Source organism: Frankia sp. R82, assembly GCF_023716925.1.
In the GTDB taxonomy this organism is placed as follows: domain Bacteria; phylum Actinomycetota; class Actinomycetes; order Frankiales; family Frankiaceae; genus Frankia.
Window position 1 is genome coordinate 66,334 of record NZ_JAMQQG010000043.1, and the last position, 23,181, is coordinate 89,514.

Below are 23,181 nucleotides of genomic sequence, written 5' to 3' on the forward strand. Positions count from 1 at the left end.
GCTCCCCGCCACGGGCGCAGTGTTTCCGACGAGATTCTGAGCTGCTCGATCCGCCGCCTGTATCGATCCGGTCGCCCTTCCTTGTTCGTGTCCGACGGGGCGGTGGATGGCGTCCACGCGGTTATGGCCCGTGCGGGGGCGCGGGCAGGTGTACGAACCGGAAGCCGGCGTTGAGCAGGCGGGGGAGCGCCGCGGCCACCCCGCGGGCGGTGCCACGGCCGGGATGGTTCATGTGCCCGATCACGATCGACCCGGGCGGGGCGGTGAGCAGGGCGGTGGAAACCTGGGCCGGGGTGAAGGTGGCGCCGCCGTCGCCGTTCACCGCGAAGGCGACCACTGTCTCCGCGAGGTCGCCGACGATGCGGACCGCGACGTCGTCGCAGAAGGCGGTGCCGGGACGGAACAGTCGTGGCGGCGCACCGAGCAGCGCGGTGAGCTTGGCGTGGTTTCCGGCCACCTCGTCGAAGACCTCGCCGCAGTCTCGGGTTCCCGCGATTCCGTAGGCCGAGCGGCCCGACGTCGACAGCGGGCGGTGCCGGGTTCCGTGGTTGGCGATCTCGAACAACGGGTCGGCGGCGAGGTCGGCGAACACCGGCCGGTTGGCGTCGATCCACCGGGCGTTGAGGAAAAGGGTCGCCGGCACGGCGTACCGTCGCAGCGTGGTGACCAGCCCGTGGTCGTAGCCGCCGCCTCCCGGGCCGCCACAGGCATCGAAGGTGAGCGCGAGGGTCCTGCCGCCCATGGGCAGTGTGTCCATCATCCCTGGCAGGTGCAGCCCCCAGGCGTGGGGAAGCAGCCCCTCGTAGCGGGCGACGATCGCAGCGCGGCTCGGCGTGCCGGGCGCCATCGACAGTCCACCGGGTGTCGCGGGGGCTCCGGCGGGAACCATGGTCGGGCCGCCGGGATCCGCCCCGATCCGGGGCCCGCCCCGAGCGGGCGCCGGGATCGGTTGCCCGCCGCGTCCGGAGGCGCTGGAACCGTGCGCCGCGCAGCCGGTCAGAGCCCCGATGGCCATGCCAGCGATCAGCTGACGTCGAGATGCCAGCACGTCCCCGCCCCCCTTGAGCCCACCCGGTTTTTACCATGGGCGGCCGCGAGTCACCGCCGGAGATCCGACATGCACCCCACGCACCTCCCGGGTACCCGGTGTGCTCAGGCGCGGTTGGACACGCGGGTCGGCGAATCCGTCGGCGGCCGTTGCACCCGGCCCGACATGGGCTCTGACGTCCATCTCGGGCAGTGGCGGGTGGACCGGTGCCTGCGGATGCGTTCGTGGCCTGCGGCAACCTGCTGGCGGGAGGAGTGATGATGGCTGGGGCGTTCGACGCGGCGACGAGCGCAGGATCGGGCTGGTTCCCGAAAAGCCTTTCATCCTTCGCCGTCATACATGGGCTTGCCCGTCCGGGACATGTCGCCGCCCATCGTCGTGGCGAGGGTGCGAAGCCCGAAGCCCGATCTTCCGGAGGGGGAGGTCGCGGCTGTCGGTCCGACGACGTCCTGGGATCTGCGGATCTGCGGCTTTCCGGCGTCCGACCACGTCACAGCACCCGAACGTGCCCGACTTGATAGTAAATAGCCGCTTAGGTGAACTTCGCGCCGTCTGTTATGGGGTTCTGGCAGCGGGGGCGGGGCTGGTGCGTCCGCGGGAGCGCCGGCCGACCCGCCCGCCATTCGGCCCGTGACGCCCCTCTGCACGGAGCATCTCTGCACGGAGCATCTCTGCCGCAGAAGGATGTGGAAGGGCTGTAGCTGGGGCAAGGTGGTGCCGGGTACTCTCAACGCCGACAACAAGCTCCGACAGGGACAGATCGGAAGATATGTGATGCTTCTCACTTCCTGACCTGCGGGTGCGGGAGAGGGAAGGGGGGCCTCGGTGCGGATCACCACCTGGCCGTTTCTCGTCATGCTTTACGTGCTCGGTCTGCTCTGTCTGGTGGCCGTCTACGTAGCCTGGAACCGGTGGCCACGGGTCGCGGCCGTTCCTGGTCGTGTCATCGGCATGATCCTGATCATGTCGGTGGGTGCGGTCATCGCGATGGCTCAGGTGAACCATGAGTTCGGGTTCTACACATCGCTGTCGGACCTGCTCGGCAACCCTGGGACGGAACACTCCCTTGCTGTTCCGGTACGACCGCAGAGTGCCTCGGGCGTCGACGTCCTGACGGCGAACTGGCTGGCTGCCGGACGCCATGCGGCACGCCACGGCAAGGGTGAAATGCTGTCGGTCATCTTCCATGGTGCCCACAGCGGTCTGAGTCATCACGGACTGCTCTACCTGCCGGCCGGCTACTTCCGGGGGCCGGCCGACCAGCGATTCCCCGCCCTCGAGGTGTTCCACGGTTTTCCCGGCTCACCGGAGACGTTTCCCGGAAACATGTCCATTCAGAACCGTCTCGAAACCGAGATCGCTGCCGGCCGGATCCCACCGATGGTCCTCGTCATTCCCCAGGTGTACCAGGGGGGTACCAGCTCGGAATGTGTGAACGCCGTGCGCGGGCCGCAGTTCGAGACCTACCTTGCCATCGACGTGTTCGACGACGTCGTAGCCGGCTTTCGCGTACTGCCGGCCCGCTCCTGGGCGACGTTCGGCATCTCCACCGGCGGGTTCTGCGCGACGAACATCGCCCTGCACCATCCCGAACGCTACGCGGCCGCGGCCAGCCTGTCCGGCTATTTCAACGCCGCCGAGGATCCTGGTACGTCGGCGCTCTACCTCGACGCACGGTTCGGTCGCCGGATCAACTCACCCCTCTGGTGGGTGCGCTACCACGCTCCCGAGGCCCCCGCGCTCTACCTTTTCGCCTCCGGCGGCGATCCGCCTGCCGTCGCCGAAGCCAAGGCGATGACCGAGACCCTGCGTCGATACTGTCGGGCACTCCCGACCACCACCGTCATCACCGGCCACGGCGGCCACAACTGGGGAGTCTGGTCCGCGGCCTTCGCCCCCGCCGTCGACTGGCTCGCCCAGTACCTGCCGGCCCCGCTCACCCCGCCCGTCATCCAGGGAACAGACTGATCGAACAGGGAGCTCGGACCGTCCGGCTCAGGTGTCGTCGCCGTCCGGTGTCACGGGTGCTGTTCCCGGCCGGCGGTCAGGTCCGTCACCGTGCGGGTGGGAGGTGGCTGCTGTTCGGACCAGCCGCGGCCTACCACGGCGACCGGGCACGGTGATCGGACGACGCACGCGTGGGCGACGGAGCCGAGGGTCAGCCCGGGGAAGCCGCCTGTTCCGCGTACGCCGATCACGAGCAGCTGGGCGTGCCGGGCCTCGTGGATCAGCGCGGTCGCGGCGTCCCCGTTGATGAGTTCGGGGGTGAGCCGAAGCTCGTCGAGCTGTGCCCGACATGCGGTGGCGCTGTAATCCAGCGTCGCGGTGCCGGTCGGCCGGCTCCGCCCTGGTAGCGGGCCAGGGAAAACCAGCCGCCCGGCCAGCTCCCGGGGCTGGGCGTACAGCACCCGCAACGGAACGCCGCGCATGTCCGCTTCCCGTGCCGCCCATCGCAGCGCTGCCAGGGACGCCGCGGAACCGTCCACGCCCACCAGGACGGGACGAGCGGTCAGCGACTGGCCTTCCGCCGGTTCGCGCACGACGACGACCGGGACGGACGCCTTGTGGGCACAGGTGTCACCGACGGATCCGGCGATCACATAGCGTCGCAGTTGTCGCGTGCGCGTGCCGACGACCAGCAGGTCGGCATCGAGCGACTCCTGCAGGAGTGCATGGGCCGCGGTGCTGTACACCGCACGCTCCACGACCCGGACGGCCCGAACCTCGGGTGACCCGGCCTCGGGTGACACGGCCTCGGCGGACACCCCGCGCACCGTCTGGTGCAGCAGCCGCCGGGCCGCGACGGCGAGATCCTCGAGAAGCGGGGACTGCGCGGACACGTTCACCTCGTCCGGCCGGTCGGGCGCCGCCCAGGCCAGGACCGCACGCACGTCCGATCCACGCAGGCGAGCGTCGTCGATCGCCCATCGCAACGCCGCCGTCGAGCCCGCGGAACCGTCGAGTCCCACCACGATCCCCACCATTGCGATCATCTCCCGTTCCCGCCATGGCTGTGCGCCATGGTCGGTCCGTCGTCCTGTCGATCACGGATGCGCCGCACGGGCACCCGGCAGCCCCCGCTGACCGGTCGCCCACGCCGGCCGGTCAGCGGGGGCTGGGCGCCCAGGTGCAGGGGTCGGACGTCATGAGGATCTCGGTGACCGGCCGGCGCGGGGTCGGTGCGGCCACCTCGTCGGTGTAGCCCAGGCGCAACAACACCTGGGGAAGCGCCGGGGTCCGGGTGTGACGGCGCACCATCTCCCGGGACCCCGCGAGGTCGACGGCCTGGTTCAGCAGGCTGGCCTTCGCGCCGGCCGCGGTGGCGACCAGCAGCAGCCGGGCCAGGGCCATCCCCGCCCGCAGCAGGGACTGCTGATCGTCCTCGGCGCTGAGCAGCATGATCGTGGGATGTTCCGGTGGTCCCTGCCACAGACGGTCCGAGCCGAAGTCACGCTGAAGAAACTCCCCCGGCTCCGGCTCCGGCACCGGCCGTCGGGCCCCTGCCGCGACCTGCGGCACACCATCCGGCGTGCCGTCTCCCGCCGGCCGGGTCCATTCCTGTAGTTCCCGGCGGTAATGCGGCGAGGCACGCTGGGCACGGTCGGCCAGTGCCAGGGTGTGCGCCAACGCCGTCACCTGCGTGGTGTCGCCCTCGGCGACGACATGCAGGTGGGCACCCTCCAACGAGACGGCGTCGGTGAGGTCCGCGAGCAGCGAGGCCGGGACCCGACGGGCGTTGAACATCGCCCGGGTCGTGCGCCGCTCGAAGACGGCGTTCACCAACGCCCACTCCTCGAAACCGGGTGCACGCTCGTCCCGGGTCGCACCATGGATGCAGGCCAGCGGAATCCCGGCGCCGACCTCGTCCGCCAGGGTGATCTCGGCGGTCCGCCCCAGAGCTCGCATCGCCAGGGCACCCTGGAACAGCGCCGCCCCACAGGAGAGCAGGAGCTGCCGGCCATCCGGGTCGATCACCGGCAACTGCCGCGACCAGTCGGCGTGCACCTCAAGATCCGATCCGTTCCAGTGAAACAACCACGGTTGGCTGTTGTGCAACGAGGGCGCCATGGCCGCAACACCGACCGCCCAGCCGACGGCACCTGGCGTCAGAACACCGCTCGTATCGGTTCCCGTACCGGGCCCGAAGATGTCCGGCTGCATCGTCCCTCCACGGAAGGTTGCCTGTGGCAGCAGCCTGCTTGTTCGGGGACGCGGGTCCAAGACATCCCCAGCCCACCTCTCCGGGACCTCCGGTCCGCCTTGGGGGGTCGTTCGGCCCTCCTTTTGTCGGTCGCCACGCAAACCTGGCCCGACGAAGGGTGACGCCCAGCGGCCGTGCCGACCGGACCATCGTGCCCCGGGTTGCCCCGACCCGCCCTGGGCCCTGCTCTGAGCACGGGTGAAGCCCCCATCGACGTTGTCGTGGGTCTGGTCGGTCATCTGGTGCGACGGAACCTGGGCCTCTCCGGTTCACCGCCATCCTGGCTGCCGCGTTCCGTCGCTGGTGGTGCAGGGCCAGTCGCTGGTGGTGCAAGGCCGGCGGAGCGCGATCTGCCGCAGACATGTCCCGGCGGGATCCGGCGGGGGCGGCCGTTGGGATCACACGATGGGTGGCCGCCCCGCCGGGGAAATCTCAGCCCGCGCTGCCCGGGGCGAAGGCCGGGAGAACCTCGTGCTCGAACAGGTGAAGGCTCGACCAGCCCAGCTCCGGTGGTATTCCGCCACACAGCGGATGGAACAGGACGTACGGGAACGGCGTGGCGCGCAGTTCCTCGACGAGCTGTGTGGGGGTGAGAACCGCGTACTGTCCGCTGGCGCGCAGCTCATCCAGCGAGTCGAAGGACCGGTAGGGCGAGGCCACGTTGTTCTCGGCCTGCCAGGCGCCGTAGCTGTTGGTCTCGTGCAGGAAGTAGGGACCCGCCTGCTCCCAGCCCTTCTCCGGGTCCTCCGCGAGGAAGATGAGGCGGTTGTCGCTGATCGGGCAGGGGCCCGGATCCGGGCGACCGAGTTTGCTCAGCTCGTCCTGGTAGAACTCCCAGACCTCCGGCACCCCGGGCAGGAATCCGTCCGCGATCCGGGCGGCCCGCCGCGCGGCCGGCTCACTGGTACCGCCGAGCAGCACCGTCGGCCCTCCGCGGCGAAACGGCGCGGGCGTGACCTGGACCGTCCGGCCCCGGTACTCGAACGGCTCGCCGGTGAACGCCGCCTTCAGGGTGGCGACCGCCTCCGTCACCCGTTTTGGCCGTTCCTTCAGCGGAACATCGAACATGGCGAACTCCTCGCGTACGTAGCCGCCGCCGAGGAGAACGTCGACCCGCCCCCTGCTCAGATGGTCCAGCACGACCAGGTCCTCGGCCAGGGACAGCGGATCGTGGAAAGGGGCGAGAAGCGCCGCGACCATCAGCCGGGTGTTGGTGGTGCGCGCGGCCAGCGCCGCGAGCATCGGGACCGGGCTGGGAAGATAGCCGTCCGCCGAGGCATGGTGTTCGGAGATCACGATGTTGTGGGCGCCGAGCCGATCGGCCCAGGTGGCCATGTCCAGTCCGGCCGCGTAGCGGTCGGCCATGACGGTGCCGGCGAAGTCAGGGTTGCGGAAGTCGAAACGGAGCGAGAATAAGACGCCCGTCTGTTCCATAACGGTCTCCGATTCCTTGCCTCTCCGGCCCGCGGTCGGTCGCCCGGTGCGGGCCCACGCGCCGGCCAGCCGGCCAGGTGGTTCCGCCTGCTGCGGCCGTGCGTGGTCACCGGGCGGCTTTCCGGTGCGGGTCGTCGGGAGAGAGCGGTGTCAGGTATGTCCCAGCAGTATGGACGAGCGGGACGGCGCCGGTCGGCGCCAGGCAGGCCGGCGGCGGGGCCTCGGCGACTGCCAGCGGCCAGCCTCCGTGTCGGGGCCCGAGGTCTCCTCCGGGCCTGCGATGGCGTCGGCCGCCCACCACCCCGACGCGACGGACATCCACTTCGTCAAGGAAAGGTCGCTCAGGAACGGGGCGGGCCGTAGGCGGTCAGGAACAGCTCGACCGCCGAACCGGCGCCGCGATCGGCATCGCCGTCGTGACCCTCATCCTCCATCCTCGCCGTCGTCGGCCGGGACAACCTGATCGCCGGCTTTCACGGCGTCTCCTGGTTCGCGATCGCCGCCCTCGCCCGAGCAGCCTCCAGCACCCGAGGCGTCTCCAGCAGCAGAGGCCTTCTGGCCGGGTGGAGGTCAGCCGTAGCTGGGGTCGAGCGGGGTGGCGGGGTGGGCGGTGACGGCGTCGAGGGCGGGATCGGCGAGGATGGTGTCGATCGCGGTGTGGCTGGCGCCGAGGTAGGTGAGGTAGCCGTCGATCTCGGTGGCGACAAGCCAGGATCGGTCCCGGGGCCACCACAGGCTCGCGCATCTCCACTGCACCGCGGCCGGCAGGATCGGAGCAGCGCTCACCGGTCCGGTGAGCAGGTGGTATTCCCGGTATGTGGTTCGTACACGGGTTGGTCGATCCCCGGGGTCCGTGTAGATGTCATGCGCCGCGCGTTGGTTCGGACTCCTCGGCCTCGGCGCGGGCGTACGCGAAGGCGCGCGCCAGGTCGTGGAACCGGTAGCGGTCCAGTCCGGCCTCGGTCAGCAGTCGGGCCGCCAGGAGCTGCCCGCAGGCCCGGTCCGCCTCGGCTGGCGTTGCGGCGGCCAGCGCGGCTGCCGCAGGCCCGCTCATCTCGACGCCGGGGTGCATACCGAGAAGGCGAAGCATGCGCTGAGTAGGTCGAGCTGGTCGGCGAGCTGGTCGGCCAGGTCTGTGGCCGTCCACGCCGGTCGGGCGCGCAGCCGGGCTGCCGCGATCGGGCCGCCCAGGCGCGGTCGGCGTCCACATGGCTGATGAGCACGATCGGCCGCCGCCGATCCGTGGTGTCCACACCACCCGAACAGTCCTACAGCTGCCGAGAACCACGACGGAGATCGCCGACCGCGGTGGGCCGGGAGCGGGCGACAGCCAGGCTGGGATGACAGATCGACCAAACACCTGTAAAGTTTTTCTTACAGGTGAAGTTTCGATCATCGGGGAGTAGTTCTGACCAGTGAGGAGCTCCTGGCGCTGCTCGCCGCGGTGGGCCACGTGCAACGGCTGCGCATCATCGCGGAGCTCGCCGGCGGCCGGGTTCATGTGAGTGAGCTGGCCCGCCGGCTGGGCCTGTCTCGACCGCTGCTCTACATGCATCTCGACCGGCTGGAAAAGGCCGGCATTGTGCGCGGGGCCCTCGAGCTGTCGTCAGATGGCAAAGCGATGAAGTACTTCAGTCTTGCTGCCTTCGACCTGCACATCACCGTGGATGTGATTCTTGACGTGATACGCGCGGACGAACTGGCCGCTGGTTCGAGCGCCGACCCCCCGAACAGCAGCGAAGAATCCCCCAACCGGAAGGAGAACCCGAGGTGAGTGGCGGTCTCATCGCCATCGTCATCGTCCTGATCGTCATTGGTGGTGTCTCGGTGAGCGTGATCTCGTACTTCACCCTGCAGCGCCACCGGGCCGACGCGGTGGCGATGGCCAGCTACCGCAAGCTGGCCGAGCAGGCGGTCGAGAGTCAGGAGTCGCTTCTGCTGAGGCTGGACGAGCTCGACGCCAAGATCGATGTGGTCGAGAACATACTCAGGAGTGTGGAATGACGCCTGATTCTTCGCATGGCCGCCTGCGGATCCACCCCAACCCGCTGCGCATGTTCTTCTCTGCGGGTCCCTGGGTGGCGACCGCCTATCTGGGCAGCTATCTCGTTGTCGGTACCGTTCTGTTCGGTATCTCGCTCACGGCGCTGGCTCTCGGTGGCTCGCTGAGCATCATCTGGCTCGGGCTGCCATTCCTCGTTGGCGCGGCCGGCATCATCCGCGGTTGCGCACAGTTCGAGCGGCTCCGGGCCCTGCTGGTGGGTATCCGGATTCTGCCGGCGTATCGGCAGGTCATCCGCCCAGGTCTGCTGGCCCAGCTCAGGACCCGATGGTCCGATCCCGCAACCCTTCGTGACTGTGTCTATCTGCTCGTGCTGTTTATTCCCCTACTGATCATCGACACGGTGGGACTCGCGGTCTGGTTGGGCTTTGTCGCGATGATTGCTCTGCCGCTATGGTACTGGTCTATCCCTCAGACCTGGGAGGACACCGGCGTTCACGATCACGGCGTCATCATCGGATACCTGCCGAACGGGCCGCACATGTCGGACGGTGGATGCGGCGTGTGGATCGGGAGCTTTCCGGCCGCCCTGATGGCCTCGGCGGTGTTCTTCGTCCTTGCCTGCCTCGCCGCTTACCTCGTGGTCGGTGTGGCACGGGCTCACGCGGGAGCGGCACACAACCTCCTTGGCCTCTATCTGGACCCGCTCACCGCCGCCAGGCAGGTTCTCGACGAGGCCGGACCACTGCGGCGCTGACCAGGTCGTCCGACCGTGGGTCAGTGGCGGCGGAAGAGCGGGGTGCGCTTGGCGACGAAGGCGGCCGGGCCTTCCTGGGCGTCCAGGGACTGGTTGACGGCGGTGGCGTAGGGATGGTCGTGGGCGTAGGCATCCTGCTCGGACAGGGTGAGGGTTTCGCGCAGGGTGCGCACGACGGCCTCCACCGCCAGCGGGCCGTTCGCGGCGATCAGGGTGGCCAGCTCGCGCGCCTTCGCGAGGCTCTGGCCGGCCGGGACGAGGTGGCTGAACAGGCCGGCGTCGCGGGCCTCGACGGCGGTGATGGTCCGTCCGGTCAGCAGCAGGTCAGCGGCGACCGCAACGGGAATCTGCCGGGGGAGTCGGACGGCGCCGCCGCCTTCGGCGTACAGGCCCCAGCGGACCTCCGGCAGCCCGAACCGGGCGTTCTCGGCGGCGACCCGGATGTCCGTGCCGAGCAGCAGTTCGGCGCCGCCGGCCAGCGCGTTGCCCTCCACCGCGGCGATCAGCGGCTGGCGGGGGCGGCGGTCACGCAGCAGCGCGTCGTAGACGCGGGACTCCTCGGCGGACACGGCGACACGACCCGTGCTCTGCCGGTCGGACAGGGCCTGCAGGTCCATCCCTGAGCAGAAGCTGCCGCCGGCGCCGGTGACGATGATGACCCGGATGTCCGGATCCTGGTCCGCACGGTCCCAGGCGTCGGCGAGTAGGCGGAACGACGTGTAGGTCAGCGCGTTGCGCCGGTGCGGCCGGTTCAGCGTCACTGTGAGGATCACGCCGTCCTGGTCCACCAGCACCTCGGACTCCACCGGCACCTCGGACATCGTCATCTCCGTCTCCCTCGACCCGACCGCGATCCGCCATCTGCCATCTGCCATCTGCGGGTCGGGGTGTCGCCTCTGGCACCTCAACCCACCGAGGGCCTGGCCGTCCAGTGAACGGCAGTGCCGGGGACGGTGCGCCGCAGCCGATCCCGTCCAGGCGACCTCTCGTGGATCAGCGGGGCTGTCGTGGGTCATCCGTCGATGCTCGGTCGGTGGGCCCGGTCATTGGCGGGATCAGCAACCACACATCGAGCGGCGACCTCATGGGCGGCCCGAGCGGGTCGGTGATGGGGGTCGGTGATGGGGATGAGGGGCGGCCTACGACGCCACCGGCGCCGGCGCGGGGTCGGCGGCGGGGCGCGCCGTCATCGCCTGCGTGCGCAGCGGACGCAGGAGCAGCGCGTATGCGGGCCAGGCCAACGCCGCGACGGCGAGGAACAGCAGCTGCACGGGCAACCGGCCGCCGACCAGCGCGACCAGCCCACCGGCCAGGGGCAGCGTGCTCTGGTTGAGCAGCACGATCAGGCTGATGACGCGGCCCCGCTCGGCCGGGGCGATCCAGTGCAGCCGTTCGACCCGGATGAAGACGTTGAACAGGCCGGTCATGCCGATGCACAGGCCATAGCCGAGCACGTACAACGGGAACAGCCGCGCGACGCCGACGAGGGCCGCACCGGCGGCGCTGAGCAGGAACGACAGCACGCCGACCTGGTAGATGGACAGACGGCGCAACAACGGTGTCAGCAACAGCAGGGTGACCACCGAGAACATCCCCACCGTGATCTGCAGGGTCGCGAAAACCCTGTCGTGCTGGTGGAAGCGCCCGATCGTCAGGGGCGCCCCGGTCGCCAGGGCAAGACCCACCATCAGGTTGGCGACCATCGTCAGCCCGACCAGCGACCTCAGGATCGGCGCCCCGGCCAGACTGCGGATGCCGACCCGCAGGTCACCGCCCACACTTCGCCGCCCGCCCACACTTCGCCGCCCGCCCACCGCGCCGCCTGCGGCATCCGAGGTGCGTGGGGCATCCGAGGTGCGTGGGGCATCCGAGGCCAGCGTGCCGAGACCACGTAGGAGGGGAACGCCGCAGGCACCGACCGCGAACGCCACCCCGCTCACCCACAGCAGCTGGGTCGGGGACACCCACAGCAGCATCAGCCCACCCAGCGCCGGACCGAACACACTCGACCCGCTGTTGATGATCTGTAGGACGCTCTGCGCCTTCGCCAGATCCTCCTTGGGTACCACCTGCGGGATGGTCGACTCCAGCGCGATGAACGTCTGGGCGTAGCAGAACGCGCACAGTGCCATGAGCGCCGTGGTCAGGCCGAAGGCGTGCCCCGGCCACCGGCTCAGCGCCAGGACGGTGACCAGGCACGCCGTTGCCCGGATGCTGTCGCTGGCGGCGTAGACGCGGCGTCCACCGAAGCGGTCGGACAGCACCCCGGCCAGCGGAAGTGAGCTCAGCCGCGGCAGCCATTCGAGCAGGAACGCGAACCCGGCCAGCGACACGCTGCCCGTCGCGGTGTAGATGATCAATGGGACTGCGAACTGCAGCACCTGATCACCCAGCGTCGACAGGACCCGGGCGCCGAGGAACACCCGCAGCCGCCAGCTATTCACGCCCACTCCCCGCGACGTCGATCCGTTCCTCGACGGCGGCGCTGAGCCGGTCCAGGCGCTCCAGCAGGGTCGGGGCGTCGTCAGCGACCAGGATGATGTGGCCGACGAAGCCGGCGTTGTCCGCGACCTCGGCGCGCACCTGCTGCCCGGGCGACACGCAGAGCTCCGCGTCCTGCACCGGGATGCCGAGCCGCTCGGCGACGGCGGCGACGTCCGGAATCGACCCGACGACGCCGTCGCGGGGCGCGCGCAGCATCCGGATGCCGCTGACGGCCTGGGCAACCGGACGAGCCGAGGGCAGCTGACCGTCGGTCGACCAGCGCAGCCATTCCCGCCAGGGATCGAAGCCGCCGAAGGCGAGCCTGGCCAGATCCCAGATGTGCATGCCACCGGGGCGCAGGTTGGTCTCGACCGTGGCGACGCCCTGCTCCAGCAGGAACAGCTCGGTGTGGAACGCGCCGTTGGTCGGTGACACCAGCTGCCGGACGTGGGCGCCGGCCTGGTCGAGCAGGGCGGTCTGCACCTCGTCCAGCGGCGCCGGGACGATCTGCTGGAACTCGGCGCGGAACCGTCCCGCAGTGGTGTGCTTCGCTGTCAGCCAGCGCGTGCCACCGACGAAGTCCCAGCTGTACTCGCGGGCGCCGGTCACCAGGGTTTCCACCAGCACCCCGCGGTCGTGGTACGGCGCCAGGGCCGTCCACAGGGCCGGGCAGGCGGCGAGGGTGGGGACGAGCTGACAGCCGCGGCTGTTGCCCTCGCTGGTCGGTTTGACGAACGCCGAGCCGCCGAACCGCGCCACGGCGGCCTCGAACTCGGCCAGCGTCTGGACGACCTGGCTGCGCAGCGGCGTGTAGCCCGTCGGATGGGCCGCGGCCGCGGCCTCGACCGCACGGAACCGGTGCTTGTCCAGGCCGCTCGCGGCCTGCGCCGGTTCGGCACCGGGCAGTCCGAACCGCGCGGCCAGCTGCGCACCCAACACGACGCCGCGGTCGGAGAACGGCAGTACCCCGATCGGCCGCAGACCGCGCCGTGCCAGCTCCGCCGCCACCTGCCCGGCCACGCCGGCCGGGCTCGGTGGGGCGTCCGAGGTGCCGTTCGGGGGAAGCCGGCCGAGCCGGCCGAGCGCAGCGGCGATCACGACGTCGGCGGCGGCGGCGTCCTGCGGCCCTGGCCGGTCGGTGACCAGGACGAGGCGTGCCCGGTACTCGCGGTGGCACAGGTCGCGCAGCTTCGCGACGTCGTAGACGCGGGTGTTGTTGTAGCCGGTGAGGACAAAGCACGCGGCGCTCATACCGGCTCCAGAGCGGTCGCCTGCGCAGGCGGTCCTGACCGCCTGCAGATCTCGGCGAGGGTGTCCCGCAGCTGCCGCGGGGTGCCGCGGACCACCCCGGACAGCGGTGTCGCCGCCGCCGCGTAGCTGATCTCGCCCGCCTTCGCCGCGGGGCGCTCGTTGTGGACGTAGGAGACCAGGCGCCCGGCGAAGCGGTCCGGGTCGAAGCTGATGCTGGTGTCCGGGGCATCCTGGGCGTGGTGGTGCGCGGGGAAGACGAACCAGCCGTACCAGTGCGCCGACAGTCGCACCGGGGGCTCCTCGACGGCACCGGTCTCGCCGGCCGGATGGTGCGTGCCGCCGACCAGCTGGTGGGCCAGGTCGCGCTGGTAGAGGTTGATGCCGGTGCGCAGCTCGAACGTCTCCGCGACGCCGGCGCCGCCGACCCGACCCGCCGTCTCCAGGAACAGGAACCGGCCGCCCGGGGTCCGGATCAGCTCGCAGTGGAAGGCACCGTCGCGCTGACCGAGCGCGGCCAGGATGCGGCGCAGCAGCGCGAGCGCGCCCGGCTCGTCGGGTGTCTGCGCGGAACCCAGCGGGCTGCCATGGGCGAAGTTCAGGCAGTCCCCGACGTAGACGCTGCTGGTCACCGCGCGGATGGTGCCGTGGCGCAGATAGCCGTCGAGATGCCAGATCTCGCCGGGCACGAACTCCTCGACGAACACGTCGGCCGCGACTCCGTCCCCGTCCCCGTTCGTCCGGGCGAGGCGGGCGAGGATCTGGCGTGCGTCGCCGGTCTGGATGCCGGTGCTGGACGCCTCCAGACGGGGCTTGATCAGGTAAGTGGTGGCGGCAGTGGCGGGCGGGGTGCGGCGGAAGTCCGCGGCGCTCCAGAACGCGGGCTGGGGGATGCCGGCGTCCGCGGCCAGGGTGCGCATCAGCCATTTGTCGCGCAGCGGCGCGATGTCGGCGGGTCGGTCGCCGGGGATGGCGAACCGTTCACGCAGGTGAGCCGCCGGCAGCAGGTCGTGCTCGGAACGGGCGATCAGCCGGTCGGCCGGGCCCAGCCAGTCGGCGTGCCGGGCGGCGAGCGCGTCGACGTCCGTGGTCGGGGTGGCGAGGATCCGGCTGTGCGCGCCGGGCGGCAGACCGTCGGTCGTGCCCGTCGTGCTCAGGTAGCGGACGGTGTGGCGGCGATGGTCGACCGCAAGGTCGTAGCGGATCTTCGTGAACGGGATGCGATGCAGGATGACGATGTTCATGATCGGTAGCCGATCTCCAGATAGGACTCGGTCTCGACGACGAAGTCGGCCGGCAGGTCGGGGCCGAGGTCGGTGACGTCCCACAGCGCCTGGCCGACGAAGATCTCCCGGTCGACGTCGGGCAGCGTGTCGTCCTCGTGGACGAACACCCTGTCCTCGACGACCCCGATCCGCCCCGGCCGGCGGGTCAGCCCGGCGACCCGGCGGCCCGGCTCGCCGAAGAACACCCGGAAGAACGTCCGACGCATCCGGTCGTCCGCCGGTTCGCCGGCAGGTGGCCCGGCGGCGTCGCCCAGCAACAGGTCGATCCACCGTCCGAGCAGGTCCACACCGCTGTGCAGCCGGGTGCTGGGCACGATGCAGGCGCCGCCGACCCGCGGGTTGACCTCGACGATCTCCCAGGCTCCGGCGCTGGTGTGCCGCGCCTCGACGTGGAACACGCCGGTGTCGACGGCCAGGGCCTTCAGCACGAGCGTGACGTGGTCGACGCCGCGCGCCACCACCGCGGCGCCGAACGAGGTCGGCGGGCAGACGCAGGCGTTCTCCAACACCGTGCGCCCGGCCGCGCGCAGGTCGACCTTCTCGTGTACCGCGTGCACGGTCACCGAACCCTGCTCGACGCTGACCTCGAAGCTGCATTCCACGCCGTCGATGAACTCCTCGATCAGGAACGCCGGGGTGCCCTCGAAGGCGCCGGCATAGGCGACGTCGCGGGCGGCCCGATCCCAGAGCCGTTGCGGTTCGGCGGCGTCGTCGAGCCGGTCCGCGCGCAGTGCGCCGAGCGAGGCGAACCCGGTGCGCGGCTTGACGAAGTACCGGGACGGGTCACCCAGCGCGGCGAACCGCCGCGCGTCGAACGGCCAGGCACCTACCTGCGACAACCCGTGCTCGCGCAGCCGCTCCCGCATCGCCAGCTTGTCCCGCAGCAGGCAGACGGACTGCTCGGTCAGGTCACCGGCGCCGATCAGCCGATTCGCATGAGCCATCAGTTCCCGGTAGGCGTCCCAGACGCTGATACAGCCCAGCAGCCGGACGCCCTCCGCCGACAGCCGCGCGAGCAGGGCGTCGATGTCGGCGTGGCGCAGAGCGTGGTCAGCGGTGACGTGCAGCGCGGCGACCTGCGGGCGCCAGTCCGGCGCCCCGGTGTCCTGCGCGGGACGCGACGACAGGACGTAGGGGGTGATCCCACGTCGGCGCAGGGCATCGACCAGCGACGGCACCATGGTTTTGAGCTGGTGCGAGAGAATGAGAAAGCCTGGATTCCCGGTCATGTCGACATCCGTTCTCGAGGACGCGGGTCAGGCCGACTTCGGCTCGGCGCTGCCGAAACGCTCGTACAGATCCACGAAGAACTGCCGGAGCAGCTCCTGGATCTCATCGAAGTACCGCCTGATGTCGACGAGGTCCTGCTCGCTCTCCACGAAGAGGCTGAGAATATCCCACATGTCCTGGGTGTGGTCCTCGACGAGGTCGGTGTTCAGGTGTGCGGCCTGGCCGACAATCATGTCCTTGCCCAGTGACGTCGACATGGCCTTGATCTGCTTCGGGGTGATCTTCTGGGTGGTGTACTCCACCAGATAGCTGTAACAGATGACACCGAGAATCTTCTCGTGCTCCGCGACGAAGTACAGGTAGCCGGCCAGCAGCCGGGTGTACAGGCTCGGTTCGGTCGCGAAGATGTCCTGCGCCGACAGCCCCACCTTTTCGGCGTCCTTCATGAACAGGACGTCGTGCAGCATCTCCTCGTCCTGGTAGGCCGCGTAGAGCTTGGCCGCCTCGGCGTTGACGCGAGTGATCTTGTGGAGGGCGTAGGACTGCGCGGTGCGCATCAGGCGAATGCGCCAGGCATGCTCGACCAGCGTCTGCCGGTAGTACTGCAGGTGGATGTCGGTGCCCTCGAGATGCCGCGCGAACGGTACGGTCGCGTTCCACTGTTCGATCTTCCCGTCCAGGAAGGCATCGATCTCCTGCTTGGCCCGGGCACTGTCACGGGGGGCGAGGAACGGCTTGCGACGCAGCAGGGCGCTGTGGGTGAGGCGGTTCGTGGTCTCCATGCGGATCTCCAAATGTGCTGGTAAGAGCGGTGTCGGTAGGGGTGGCGCTGGCTGGTGGGGGTGGTACTGACCGGCGGGGGTGCCGGATGGCGGGGCGGGCTCAGTTGACCTCGTCGAGGACGGCGTCGCCGTAGGCCCGGCTCTGGCAGGCCAGGCGCATGGTCGGGCTGTCCTCGCCGAGGAGATCGAAGAGGCTTTCTTCCCGCGAGGTCCGCGGCGACAGGTTCTCGGCGCCGCTCACGATCCGCACGGCGCAGATTCCGCAGCGGCCGGACCTGCAGCCGAACGTGATGATGTCATCCATCTCGGTCAGATCGACGTAATCATCGAAGTCGACCTTTTCATCGGCACTGAGGAATCTCAGCGTTGGCATGCGGCACCTCCATACGGGTGTGTCAAACGGGCGGCCGAACGGCCGTGTGGGGAACCAGCAACGGCTTTTTTTGCAACTCCCTGCACAGCGACTCCTCCAACGGTCCTGCTCGGTGCTCCCATGCACGGGAGCACTGGTTCCCCCCTTGGATAGCCTTGGTGGTTACGGTCCGCATGGCTCTGCCCGGGATCGTCCTGGTGCCCGGAAAAGCGGTCCGAGATGTTCCGCGCGAGGGCAGGTGGTGCGCCCTCGGGCGTCGCCCGCGGGCGACGGTGAGGAGCGTGCCGGTACTGCTTTTACCGCTGTTCGAAGGGAGGCTTGTGTAACCTCCCGCCCGCTGGCCGGGCAGGGTGGCCGCTCACTTCGTGCCCATCCTGTCATCGGCCGGTAACGGGATTGCATCAATGACTTTACGCGGCATCGCGAGGATGGCCGGCTGACGCGACGTTGTGTTTCTGTCGAGCAGACGACACGCTCGCCGGGCACCGATCCCGTCCGCCGACGTTGCCCGGTTTGCGAGCAACATGGTCGTACTCGGCCGCCGAACCGCCGCGGTCGGGCCGCCGGTGATGGGATTGTCAGGGCGAGGTCTGCCGGGCTGGGTGCCGGAGCCAGATGACGGCGTACGGGCCGCAGGGTCGGTGGACCGCGCTCCGCTCGGTCGCCTCGCATCCGGGCGGCAGGGCACCGGGTGTCAGCACCGGCAGGGAGGCTGCGGAGCATGGCCAGGACTGAGCGGACGTGAGGGATTCCGGACCGTTGGCCGCCGGGCAGTCCACCACCGAGCTGTCTGGCGCCGGGCCGTTGGCCGGTTGGCGGGTCATCGAGATCGGCGAGAGCGTCGCCGTGAGCTTCTGCACCAGGATCATCGCCGATCTTGGCGCTGAGGTGCTGCTGGTGGAGCCGCCCGGTGGGCACGTGCTGCGCACGGTGGAGCCTCGCACCGCCGCGGGGATGAGCGCCCGGTTCGTCTATCGTCTACCTCCGTGCCGGCAAGCGCAGTGTCGTGCTGTCCGGCGCGGACAGTGCGATCGTGGACCTGGCCGCGGCGGCCGATCTGGTCGTCACCGATCTTGATCCTGTCCGGCTCGGCACGCTGGTCGCGCGGATTCCCGACACGGCCGTGGTGAATGTGCGGCCGTTCGGCGCAACCGGCCCGCGCAGCAGCCATCAGGCCCATCACCTCACCCTGTTCCACGCCTGCGGAGAGGGCTCGACGCTGCCCAGCGGCCTTGGCTGGCAGCAGTTTCCCGAGCGTGCGCCGATCCAGCTCGGCAGCGCCCAGCGGGTGGACGTGTCGATCCAGGAGTCGCTGCTGACGCTCAACCGCACCCGGCTGGACCGGTTTCTCAACGACGCCATCTGCGTGGGCCGGGAGCGGTCCCGCTACCCGGTCGGCGGGATGCAACGTTGCCCGGACGGCTGGATCCAGGTCGTCGGCCTGCGCGACGAACACTGGGAGCGGCTGCTCGCCACCCCTGACGGCGCCGAGTTCCGGGCGGTCGGCTTCGCGAGCGCGCAGGAGCGGGCAGCTGACGTGCCCGGCCTGCAGAAGGCGCTGGGCGCTTGGAGCGAGGCACGGCCCAGGCGCGAGGCCGCGCGCATCCTCGCGGCCGTGGGTGCCCCCGCCGGCATCTTCGCCGAGCCCGCCGACCTGCTCGACGACGAACAGCTGGCACACTGCGGCTTCTTTCGCGACGTCGGCATCAATGGTGTCGCCGAAAGCGGGAGCGCCGGCCGCGGTGCGGACGACTGGCTGCGCATTCCCGGGCCGCCCTACCGGTTCTCGGCATCGACGCTGCCGGTGCGGCCGGCCCCGCGGCTTGGCTCGTCCACCGGTTTCGTGCCCCGCGAGGCGCACGAGCGGCGGGCCCGCCGCCGCGGCGGCGAGTCCGGGCGGCTGCTGGCCGGCGTGCGGGTGCTCGACTTCACCTGGGCGGCGGCCGGCCCGTACGCAACGCTGCTGCTCGGCTTCCTCGGCACGGACATCGTCAAGGTCGAGTCGACCCGGCGCCCCGACCTTGCCCGGTACGGATTCCTCGTCCGCTACGACAGCCTCGAGGCATCGCCGATCTTCAACGAGCTCAACCTGAACAAACGATCACTGAAGCTCGACCTGACGCAGCCGGACGCGCTGGCCTTTGCCCGCCGGATCGCCGCCCGCGTCGACGTGGTGGTCGACACCTTGCCAGCACCTCGACCTGTCCTCCCGCGAGGTCGTGATCGCCAGTGCCCCCGACGCGGTACTGGCCCACGTCGCCGGTGTTGCCTGGCACCAGCGCCTTGGCAACGGTCATCACACCATGTCCCCCCACGACGTCTACCCCTGCGGCAGCGGAAACGAGCACGGCGGGAACGCGCCCGGCACCGGCGCGGGTGGCTGGCTCGCGCTCGCGGTCGGTGACGAGGGGCAGTGGACGGCGTTGTGCACAGTGCTCGGCCGCGACGACTGGGCACTCACCCTGCCCACCCCGGCCGCCCGGCGCAACGCCATCGACCAGATCGACGACGCCATCCGCGCCTGGACGGGCCCGCGGACGGCGGCCGAGGCAGCGGCGATCCTGCAGGCCGCCGGCGTCCCGGCCGAACCGGTGCTGTCCTTCGCGGATCTTGCCGCCGACCCGCATCTCGCCGCCCGCCAGGCGTTCGTCGACGTCGAACACCCAGTGCTGGGACGTCAACGGGTGCTCCGTCCACCGTGGCGCTTCTCCGCCGGCGGACGCGGCGGCAGCGGCGGCGGCCCGGTCCGTCCCGGCCCCGTCCTCGGCGCCGACACCGATGCGATCCTCGCCCCGTTCACCAAAGGCGTGGAAAATGCGGGGGACACGAAAGATGCGGGGATACGAAAGAGGCGGGGGATGCGCCGACCACGCAGGAAGGGAACCGAGAGGCGGTCCGGTGACGGGTGCGGTGCCCCAGCAGGTGAAGGTCGGTCTTGTCGTCGGCGGTGAGCTGAAACGAGCCGCCCGCTTCGACGAGCTGCCCATCGACTCGTTGTGGACAGGTGGGCACATCGCCTCCCGCAACCCCTCGACCGAGGCGATGATGACCCTGGCACGGCTGTCCGCGGTGACCGAGCGGGTGCGCCTGGGCACGTCCATTCTGCTGTTGCCGTTGTACCCGCCGGCGATCATCGCGAAGCAGGTCGCGGACCTCGACCGGGCCACCGGCGGCCGGTTGACCCTCGGTGTCGGCATCGGCGGGGAATATCCGCAGGAGTTCCGCGCCTGCCAGGTGCCGCTGAACGAACGCGGCCGTCGCCTGGACGAGGCGATCCCGCTGCTGCGCCGGCTGTGGACGGCCGAGGAGATCACCCACGACGGGCCCTTCTACGCCATGGACGACGTGAGGATCCACCCCGCACCCGCGCAGCCGGGTGGCCCGCCCATTGTCATCGCCGGCCGCAGGGAACGGGCGATGCGCCGAGCGGCACTGGTCGGTGATGGGTGGATGCCCTACCTGTACTCTCCGCGGCGGTATGCGGCATCGGTTCAGACCATCAGCACGTTGGCGGCCGAAGCCGGACGTGACCTGACTGGTTTCGAATACCACGTCTTCGTCTTCGTCAACGTCGACAAGAACGGCACGCGCGCTCGTGAGGAGGCTGCCCGCACCATCGGCGGCAACTACGACCAGGATTTCCGTACCATGATCGACAATGTCGCCGCGGTGGGCACACCAGAAGAGGTGACCCGCAAACTGCAGGATTTCGTCGCCGCCGGCGTCAGGCACTTCGTCTTCATGCCGGCTCCCGGCACCGGGGATCCCGACGACGTCGTGGCCCGCCTGCTCGAGGATGTCCTGCCCGCCGTCCGCGCCGAGACCGCCCAGACCGCCGGGTCGCAGTAGGCGGCCATCCGACCCGGTCCGCCGACGGGTGGGCCGTACGGCGCTCCACTGGTACGGAGGATCCGGGCTGACCGGTGTTCCAGGAGGGGAGACGTGCCACCGCCCCGGCCTGTGCCGTTGCCACCGGCAGCAATTTCCGGTCCACGAGGAGTCGTAATGAAATAAGTTGGTTTTCTTGTTTGGCGTGTGATTTTCTGGTGTGGTTGTCTGGGTAGGGCCGGGGTGTGACGGTTGACCGGTCGGGGGATTTCGCGGCGATGGCGGCGCGGTTGGACGTGTTGCTGCCTCGGTTGAACGAGTGGGACCGGCGCCTTGCGTTGGCGGCGGAGGCGCGTTCCGGGGGGGGGGGCTCCGCTCTGGACGCCGAGCCGGGTGCGTCGACGCGGGTGCGGGCTGCTGGTGGCGGGCGGAGATCGCGAACCCTGGTCTTTCTGAGGCGCTTGATGGTCTGGTCGAACCGGAAACCCGCGGGGATCCGGAGTCGCCGCTGCAGTGGGCGACGAAGTCGACGCGGCACCTGGCCCGGGAGCTGGCCCGGAAGGGGCACACGGTCAGTCATTTCGTGGTCGCACAGGTCCTGCGCGCTCAGGGCTACCGTCTGCGGTCGACCCGTAAGTCGTTGGAAGGCACGCAGTAGCGAGCCGGACCGCGATGCCCAGTTCCGCTCCCTCAACGGCACCGCGGCCGAGTTCCTGGCTGCCGGTGACCCTGCGATCAGCGTCGATACGAAGAAGAAGGAGCTGGTCGGACGATTCGGGCAGGCAGGCCGGGAGTGGCACCGTACCGGCGAGCCCACGCAGGTCAATAGCCACGACTTTCCCCAGTTGGCGGATGGCCAGGCCATTCCCTACGGCGTCTACGATCTCGCCGGCAACTCCGCCTGGGTCATCGTCAGCCTCATCGCGAGCACGACTACCACCGCCGATCTCACCGTCCGCTGCGAGCTTGACCCTGCTGACTATCCCACGAAGATCGCAATGACCGATCAGGAAAAGAAGGCCATACCGATCAGCAGACATGATTTTCATGGCGGCTGGAACTACGCCATCAACCCGCCGGTCGGCTAACATATATCAATCCGGATCCATAGTCGGCCCTGAGCCCCGATAAAATCCTGGCATTGATTGGCTATCGCCTCGCCTTCGACCCGTGAACGCCGGGTGGCTGCGTGACCAGGCCGGACAACGTGGCGACCTCCGACTTTGTTGGATGGCTTTCGCACGGTGCGTCGTCCGGGGCGCGTAGTGAGTCGGGTTCACGGAACGTCACCGGATGGCAGGTCGGTCTGATCTTTGGAAGTCCCCGTGGAACCTGGCGTTGGCCGCGCATTTCTGCCGCCTTTGGCCAGTCGGACTGCGGACTCGTGGTTATGTGGCGCCTGGTCTCTGGGCTGCCTCGCCGGGTCAATCCTTCGTCGGCGCGTTGCGCGCGCACCGTTCCTTCGGCCTGGTATTCATGGAGGCCATCGGGCCGGCCATCGAGTCATCGAAGAAGTCCGTTCTGATAGCGAAAGATGCACCAGTCATATATTGCGCCGCGCAACCGTTTAATGTAACCAGACGAACACATGCGATGCCGCCGAGATGCCTGAAGGGAGAGGCGTGACCGTGTGCGCCACGGGTGGGAAGGATATCAGTTTTCTCATCCACCGTGTCATCACAAGAGACGGAAGGAACCCACCCCAGGGTAGATTGACCGTTTGTTGCCGTCCCCCCGGATCGGCGCCCTGTCGGACGGACTTTTACTCATATCCAGGATCGGAAGAAATGTTTAGCCGATTCTTGTAGGTCCCTTACCGGTCGCGGTGCTCTGGTCCCGCCGCCGCGCTTCCTACCTCTTCGTATGCCCGAGGCCGGGCTGCCCGGACCGATTCCGAACACTGCTCAGCCGGTCCTGTCACTGACGGGGCATCGCTTGGATATGCCCAAGGATGCAGTGGATTCCAAGTCAGGGGCTGACCGGGCGGTAGTTGTGTGCCGGCGGCGGCCTCGGGCCGAAAACCGTACAGAGCAAATCTTCCACTGGCAAAGAAAAATTCCCACGCACGTAAACGGAGATGGCTGTCGTGAATCATCAGTCTTTGAATAAAAATGTTGTCAGGGCTGTTTTCCTGGCGACAGCGACAAGTGGCCTTCTGGGCCTACTAGGGGCCGGTCAGGGCATTGCTGCCATCGCTGCCCCGACTGGCAGTGGAGTGGTGCAACACACGCTCCAGGTTCCCGGCCCCAATGGGGCAACGGGTTCCGCAGTGCGAGTTGCGAAGAATATCGATATCTTCGGTGACGACAAGGGAAAGCAGGGCCCGCAAGGCCCGCAAGGCCCGCAAGGCACGGCTGGTGCTCAGGGTGCTCAGGGTTTCCAGGGTGATGTTGGCGTTGGGACGCAGGGTGCTCAGGGTTTCCAGGGCACGGCTGGTGCTCAGGGTGCTCAGGGTTTCCAGGGTGATGTTGGCGTTGGGACGCAGGGTGCTCAGGGTTTCCAGGGCAC

At 69.3% G+C, this 23,181-nt stretch carries 23 protein-coding genes and 1 pseudogene; 10 read left to right on the plus strand and 14 right to left on the minus strand.

Annotation, left to right across the window (positions count from 1 at the left end; translation table 11 throughout):
• Positions 1 to 121: 121 nt before the first annotated feature.
• Positions 122 to 1,015: a polysaccharide deacetylase family protein gene (locus ND747_RS11045; RefSeq protein WP_251733422.1), complete on the minus strand. Its 894-nt coding sequence runs from the start codon at positions 1,013 to 1,015 to the stop codon at positions 122 to 124.
• A gap of 858 nt (positions 1,016 to 1,873) precedes the next feature.
• On the opposite strand from ND747_RS11045, the gene ND747_RS11050 reads away from it, so the two are divergent.
• Positions 1,874 to 3,016 (plus strand): esterase family protein, encoded by a 1,143-nt coding sequence (locus ND747_RS11050; RefSeq protein WP_251733423.1) that lies wholly within the window; start codon positions 1,874 to 1,876, stop codon positions 3,014 to 3,016.
• Positions 3,017 to 3,066: 50 nt separating this feature from the next.
• Here the strand turns inward: ND747_RS11050 and ND747_RS11055 are convergent, their stop codons facing one another.
• The 5 genes from ND747_RS11055 to ND747_RS11075 all read right to left on the minus strand — a co-directional run bounded on the left by ND747_RS11055 (position 3,067) and on the right by ND747_RS11075 (position 7,773).
• Complete coding sequence (locus tag ND747_RS11055; protein WP_251733424.1) at positions 3,067 to 4,041, minus strand: universal stress protein; 975 nt, start codon at positions 4,039 to 4,041, stop codon at positions 3,067 to 3,069.
• A gap of 112 nt (positions 4,042 to 4,153) precedes the next feature.
• Positions 4,154 to 5,209 carry a hypothetical protein gene (locus ND747_RS11060; RefSeq protein WP_251733425.1) on the minus strand — a complete coding sequence of 352 codons (1,056 nt, stop codon included), beginning with the start codon at positions 5,207 to 5,209 and terminating at the stop codon, positions 4,154 to 4,156.
• Positions 5,210 to 5,681: 472 nt separating this feature from the next.
• Entirely contained in the window at positions 5,682 to 6,683 is a 1,002-nt protein-coding gene (locus tag ND747_RS11065; RefSeq protein WP_251733426.1) for an LLM class flavin-dependent oxidoreductase, read from the minus strand.
• A gap of 570 nt (positions 6,684 to 7,253) precedes the next feature.
• Positions 7,254 to 7,469: a hypothetical protein gene (locus ND747_RS11070; protein ID WP_251733427.1), complete on the minus strand. Its 216-nt coding sequence runs from the start codon at positions 7,467 to 7,469 to the stop codon at positions 7,254 to 7,256.
• A gap of 76 nt (positions 7,470 to 7,545) precedes the next feature.
• Positions 7,546 to 7,773 (minus strand): hypothetical protein, encoded by a 228-nt coding sequence (locus tag ND747_RS11075; protein WP_251733428.1) that lies wholly within the window; start codon positions 7,771 to 7,773, stop codon positions 7,546 to 7,548.
• Between the two features lie 318 nt (positions 7,774 to 8,091).
• On the opposite strand from ND747_RS11075, the gene ND747_RS11080 reads away from it, so the two are divergent.
• The 3 genes from ND747_RS11080 (at position 8,092) to ND747_RS11090 (ending at position 9,442) form a co-directional block, all read left to right on the plus strand.
• Positions 8,092 to 8,457 carry an ArsR/SmtB family transcription factor gene (locus tag ND747_RS11080; protein ID WP_374216208.1) on the plus strand — a complete coding sequence of 122 codons (366 nt, stop codon included), beginning with the start codon at positions 8,092 to 8,094 and terminating at the stop codon, positions 8,455 to 8,457.
• Positions 8,454 to 8,687, plus strand: coding sequence for a hypothetical protein (locus ND747_RS11085; RefSeq protein WP_251733430.1), 234 nt, complete (start codon positions 8,454 to 8,456; stop codon positions 8,685 to 8,687). Before ND747_RS11080 ends, ND747_RS11085 begins: the two co-directional genes overlap by 4 nt.
• Positions 8,688 to 8,761: 74 nt before the next feature.
• On the plus strand, positions 8,762 to 9,442 hold the full coding sequence (locus tag ND747_RS11090) for a sensor domain-containing protein (RefSeq protein WP_251733431.1): 681 nt from the start codon (positions 8,762 to 8,764) through the stop codon (positions 9,440 to 9,442).
• A gap of 20 nt (positions 9,443 to 9,462) precedes the next feature.
• Here the strand turns inward: ND747_RS11090 and ND747_RS11095 are convergent, their stop codons facing one another.
• From ND747_RS11095 to ND747_RS11125, 7 genes are all read right to left on the minus strand, one after another.
• Positions 9,463 to 10,263, minus strand: coding sequence for a crotonase/enoyl-CoA hydratase family protein (locus ND747_RS11095; RefSeq protein ID WP_374216209.1), 801 nt, complete (start codon positions 10,261 to 10,263; stop codon positions 9,463 to 9,465).
• A 318-nt stretch (positions 10,264 to 10,581) separates the two neighbouring features.
• Entirely contained in the window at positions 10,582 to 11,886 is a 1,305-nt protein-coding gene (locus ND747_RS11100; protein WP_251733433.1) for an MFS transporter, read from the minus strand.
• A complete protein-coding gene (locus ND747_RS11105) occupies positions 11,879 to 13,177 on the minus strand; it encodes a biotin carboxylase (RefSeq protein WP_251733434.1) in 1,299 nt (432 codons plus the stop codon). The genes ND747_RS11100 and ND747_RS11105 overlap by 8 nt, the downstream gene beginning before the upstream one ends.
• Entirely contained in the window at positions 13,174 to 14,418 is a 1,245-nt protein-coding gene (locus ND747_RS11110; protein WP_251733435.1) for an acetyl-CoA carboxylase biotin carboxylase subunit family protein, read from the minus strand. The genes ND747_RS11105 and ND747_RS11110 overlap by 4 nt, the downstream gene beginning before the upstream one ends.
• On the minus strand, positions 14,415 to 15,689 hold the full coding sequence (locus ND747_RS11115; RefSeq protein ID WP_251733436.1) for an acetyl-CoA carboxylase biotin carboxylase subunit family protein: 1,275 nt from the start codon (positions 15,687 to 15,689) through the stop codon (positions 14,415 to 14,417). The genes ND747_RS11110 and ND747_RS11115 overlap by 4 nt, the downstream gene beginning before the upstream one ends.
• Positions 15,690 to 15,716: 27 nt before the next feature.
• Positions 15,717 to 16,472: a hypothetical protein gene (locus ND747_RS11120; RefSeq protein ID WP_251733437.1), complete on the minus strand. Its 756-nt coding sequence runs from the start codon at positions 16,470 to 16,472 to the stop codon at positions 15,717 to 15,719.
• A gap of 100 nt (positions 16,473 to 16,572) precedes the next feature.
• Positions 16,573 to 16,845 carry a 2Fe-2S iron-sulfur cluster-binding protein gene (locus tag ND747_RS11125; protein ID WP_251733438.1) on the minus strand — a complete coding sequence of 91 codons (273 nt, stop codon included), beginning with the start codon at positions 16,843 to 16,845 and terminating at the stop codon, positions 16,573 to 16,575.
• A gap of 741 nt (positions 16,846 to 17,586) precedes the next feature.
• On the opposite strand from ND747_RS11125, the gene ND747_RS30080 reads away from it, so the two are divergent.
• The 6 genes and pseudogenes from ND747_RS30080 to ND747_RS29320 all read left to right on the plus strand — a co-directional run bounded on the left by ND747_RS30080 (position 17,587) and on the right by ND747_RS29320 (position 21,761).
• On the plus strand, positions 17,587 to 17,922 hold the full coding sequence (locus ND747_RS30080) for a CoA transferase (protein WP_374216207.1): 336 nt from the start codon (positions 17,587 to 17,589) through the stop codon (positions 17,920 to 17,922).
• Positions 17,923 to 17,977: 55 nt separating this feature from the next.
• Positions 17,978 to 19,021: pseudogene (locus ND747_RS11130) on the plus strand (CoA transferase); the annotation flags it as partial.
• Between the two features lie 43 nt (positions 19,022 to 19,064).
• Positions 19,065 to 19,796 (plus strand): CoA transferase, encoded by a 732-nt coding sequence (locus ND747_RS11135; protein WP_251733439.1) that lies wholly within the window; start codon positions 19,065 to 19,067, stop codon positions 19,794 to 19,796.
• Positions 19,768 to 20,694: a TIGR03619 family F420-dependent LLM class oxidoreductase gene (locus tag ND747_RS11140; RefSeq protein ID WP_251733440.1), complete on the plus strand. Its 927-nt coding sequence runs from the start codon at positions 19,768 to 19,770 to the stop codon at positions 20,692 to 20,694. Before ND747_RS11135 ends, ND747_RS11140 begins: the two co-directional genes overlap by 29 nt.
• Positions 20,695 to 20,992: 298 nt before the next feature.
• Positions 20,993 to 21,331, plus strand: a complete 339-nt coding sequence (locus ND747_RS29760; RefSeq protein WP_308204602.1) for a hypothetical protein — start codon at positions 20,993 to 20,995, stop codon at positions 21,329 to 21,331.
• Entirely contained in the window at positions 21,252 to 21,761 is a 510-nt protein-coding gene (locus ND747_RS29320; RefSeq protein WP_308204603.1) for a hypothetical protein, read from the plus strand. The genes ND747_RS29760 and ND747_RS29320 overlap by 80 nt, the downstream gene beginning before the upstream one ends.
• Before the next feature lie 1,076 nt (positions 21,762 to 22,837).
• Here ND747_RS29320 and ND747_RS29325 read toward each other — a convergent pair.
• Positions 22,838 to 23,181 (minus strand): hypothetical protein (locus ND747_RS29325; protein ID WP_285900326.1); only part of this gene is annotated, 344 nt, incomplete at its 5' end.